This is a genomic window from Nocardioides sp. (assembly GCF_051876515.1).
Classification (GTDB): Bacteria; Actinomycetota; Actinomycetes; order Propionibacteriales; family Nocardioidaceae; genus Nocardioides.
In genome coordinates, this window is record NZ_JBJEHY010000066.1 from 1 (window position 1) to 3,279 (window position 3,279).

4 protein-coding genes are annotated in these 3,279 nt (G+C 69.0%); 1 reads left to right on the forward strand and 3 read right to left on the reverse strand.

Annotated features, from left to right (window positions below):
* Window positions 1-700: MmyB family transcriptional regulator (locus tag ACI379_RS04220; protein WP_439790817.1), on the forward strand; the 700-nt coding region annotated here is incomplete at its 5' end.
* A gap of 4 nt (window positions 701-704) precedes the next feature.
* Here ACI379_RS04220 and ACI379_RS04225 read toward each other — a convergent pair.
* The 3 genes from ACI379_RS04225 to ACI379_RS04235 form a co-directional block, all read right to left on the reverse strand.
* Entirely contained in the window at window positions 705-995 is a 291-nt protein-coding gene (locus tag ACI379_RS04225; protein WP_439790818.1) for a hypothetical protein, read from the reverse strand.
* Complete coding sequence (locus tag ACI379_RS04230) at window positions 952-1,662, reverse strand: NAD(P)H-binding protein (protein ID WP_439790819.1); 711 nt, start codon at window positions 1,660-1,662, stop codon at window positions 952-954. The genes ACI379_RS04225 and ACI379_RS04230 overlap by 44 nt, the downstream gene beginning before the upstream one ends.
* 62 nt (window positions 1,663-1,724) lie before the next feature.
* A complete protein-coding gene (locus tag ACI379_RS04235) occupies window positions 1,725-2,987 on the reverse strand; it encodes a Dabb family protein (RefSeq protein ID WP_439790820.1) in 1,263 nt (420 codons plus the stop codon).
* Window positions 2,988-3,279: the final 292 nt, after the last annotated feature.

Sequence of the window (3,279 nt, forward strand, 5' to 3'; positions counted from 1 at the left end):
CAGCACCACCTGGTTCACCTGGCTCGAGCAGGGGCGCGACATCAACCCCTCACGCCAGGTCGTCGACGCCGTCTCGGCGACGCTGCGGCTGACGCCGGCCGAGCACGACTACGTGCTGGCGCTGGCCGGCTTCGCCTCGGCCCGCTCCCCCGAGGCCGGCGCGACCACGCTCGCCGCCCACCACCAGCGCCTCCTGGACGCCCAGCACGCCGCACCCTCGTTCATGCTGTCCGGGGACTGGAGCATCATCGGCTGGAACGCCGCCTACGCCGCGCTCTACCCCGGGGTCGCCCAGGTGGCGCCGGAGCGGCGCAACCTGCTGACACTGATCTTCACCGACCCGTACGTCCGCACGATGCTCCCCGACTGGGAGAGCACGAGCCGCCACTTCCTGGCCGAGTACCGCGCCGACGTGGCCGGCCTGCTGGGTCGTCCCGAGCACCTGGCGCTGGTCCAGCAACTGCGCGAGGCGAGCCCCGACTTCGCCGCCGCGTGGGCCGAGCACCACGTGTCCCGGTTCGCCTCCCGGCAGCGCACCTTCGCGCACCCGTCAGCCGGCGAGCTGGTCTTCGAGCAGCACTCCCTGCGACCGGTGGACGCACCGGGCACGCACCTGGTCATCTACCTGCCCGCCCCCGACTCACCCACCGAGCGCGCCATGCGCACGTTGCTCGCCGGGGGCGCGGCCACCGCCGGGTGAGGTCTCAGACGTCGGTCGGCATCACGTTGGTGCCGTTCTTCATGCGCTCGCGGAAGGAGCCGGTCGGCCACTCGCGGTCGACCAGCTTCTCCATGAACCCGCGCAGCGTGCGGGTGCCGTACGCCGGCGCGACGTGGTGCACGACGGACCAGTACTTGGCCGCCTCGAGGTAGTACGCGACCGGACGGACCTGCTTGGAGAACTTCCCAGCCGTACGCAGCCGCGAGATCTTCTTGTCCCAGGCCGCCAGCTCAACGACCTCCCAGTCCGGCGTGCGGCCGTTGAGCTCGAACATCGTCTCGCCGGCCCTCTTGAGCGTGACGGCGTTGTCCTCGCTCCACGGGCCCCCGACGGGGAGCACCTTTGCCCAGCGACGCCTCGTTGAGCACCTGGTTGACGATGAACTCCGCCAGGTCCTCACGGGCGATCGGGTTCACGACGTTGTACTCGCCGTGGTCGAAGATGCGGTACTTGAGGCCGTTCTTCACGTCGCCGAACGTCATCGACAGGTACGGGTAGTACGCGGTGGGACGGATGATCGTCCACGGCAGCTTGCCGTGGTGCTGGCCGATGAGCTCACCCTCGACCTGCAGCTTGTAGACCTGCGGGATCAGCTCGGGCCGGTAGGCCCCGAAGTCGCTGATGTGGATGAACTGACGAACCTGGCCCTCCACCGCGGCCTTGATGCCGTTGATGACCGCCTCGTGGTCCACGACGCGGCACTCCTCCGCGTCGTTGGGGCGACGTCCGCTGAGCAGGGAGACCACCACGGCCGTCTCGCCCGCCACCACCGCACGCTGCACGTCGGCCGGCACCGTCGGGTCGCCGACGACGACCTCGGCGTCGGCGAACTCCGGCTCGTCCCGGACGGACTCGCTGCGGGCGAGCACGGCCGGCTTGTAGCCGCGGCGCGCCAGCTCGGGGACGAGGGCTCGCCCGATGTACCCGGTGCCGCCGAGCACGAGCACCCTCTCCCCCGCACCCTGACCCACCGGGCCGGTGACGTAGGTGTCGGACTCGGTGGTCAGCAGGCGCTCGAGGAGTCGGTGGCTCTCGTTCTGGGCAGCCGTGACGTCATGGTTCGTGATGGTGCTTTAGGCCATGTATGGATCATATATGCCTCGACTCCTGCGCGGGAGTCATCGCGCCCTCGTACGCACCTGCTCGTCGTCGTACTGCGCGAAGGCCTTCGAACCGAGCACCGGACGATGTGGTCACTGATGACCGCGACGTGGGCGGGGTGGGCCTTGTAGCCCTCCCAGGCCACGCGGCTGTCGAAGCGCATGTGGAACCGCAGCGTGGCATTGCCCTCGGTGAGCCCGGCGTCCGGGACCACCTCGGCGGAGACCAGACCAGGCACCTGCCCCGGGAGTGCCAGCAGGGCATCGGCGATCGCGGACACCTCGGGCGAGGTCGGGGCGACGGTCAGGGTCAGGTGACCCACGTGGTTGAACATGGTGAACCACTCCGAGCGGGATGCGGCGTCAGGGTGCCAGACGACAGGGGACGTCGGGTCAGTGCAGCTCGAGCAGGGACCCGTGACCGACGATGCGGTCCTGGATGCCGTTGACCCGGAACGCGTGCCACATCGTGGCGACGTTGATGGCGATGACCGGCTTGCCGAGCTCCCGCTCGAGCTCGGCCGCCACCGCGGCGACTCGAGGTTCGTGCCGCACTGGATCAGCGCGTCGACGTCGGGACCGTCCACTGCCAGGAACGCCTCACGCAGCGTCTCGGGGGTCTCGTCCGCGATGGACGTGGCGCTCGCCGAGCACAGGCCCTTGATGGCGGCCACGTCGAACCCGAGCTCGGTGAAGTAGTCGACCACCTGCTCGTCCCCCACTGGCTGGTACGGGGTGACGATCCCGATGCGCTTGGCGCCGAACGCCTTGAGCGCCTCACCGGCAGCCGTGGCCCCGGTGGTCACCTCAAGGCCGGTCAGGTCGCGGACGTTCTGCTGGAACGCCGCGTTGCCCTGCACCCCGCCCCAGAACGTCTCCGCCGACATCCCCATGACGATGTAGTCCGGCTTGCAGGTCATCACGACCTCGAGCGCGTCCGGCAACGCAGCATTGAGGCACTCACGGAAGGCGCCGAACGCGTCCGCCGAGTCGAGGGCCGGCGCTTTGATCATGATCCGGCCGGTGTGCCACGAACAGTCCTGCGGACGTACGTGGTGAAACTCGCGCTCCACGGACGTGTTGGTCGACGGGAGCACCAGGGCGAACTTCTTGCCCTTGGTCTCGGGGGTCGCGATGACGGCTCCCAGCACGGGCGCGGTGGTCATGGGAGGTGCTCCTCGGCGTCGACTGCACGGACGAGCCGGCAGCGCCGGCCACGGCGAGGGATGCCCCGCCACCCGAAGTACAGATCGTATATTCCGTGTGTTCGAGGGTGCAGCTCGAAGTCGGGACCAAAGGCCCACGCGAGGGTGGGCGGTCGTCCGCGGCCGAACACGCTGTGAAGACGGACATGCTGTGAAATCGTCAGGAGCGGAGCCACTGGGTGGCTCCGCTCCTGGTAGAAGATGTCCGGCGGCGTCCTACTCTCCCACAACCTCTCGATTGCAGTACCATCGG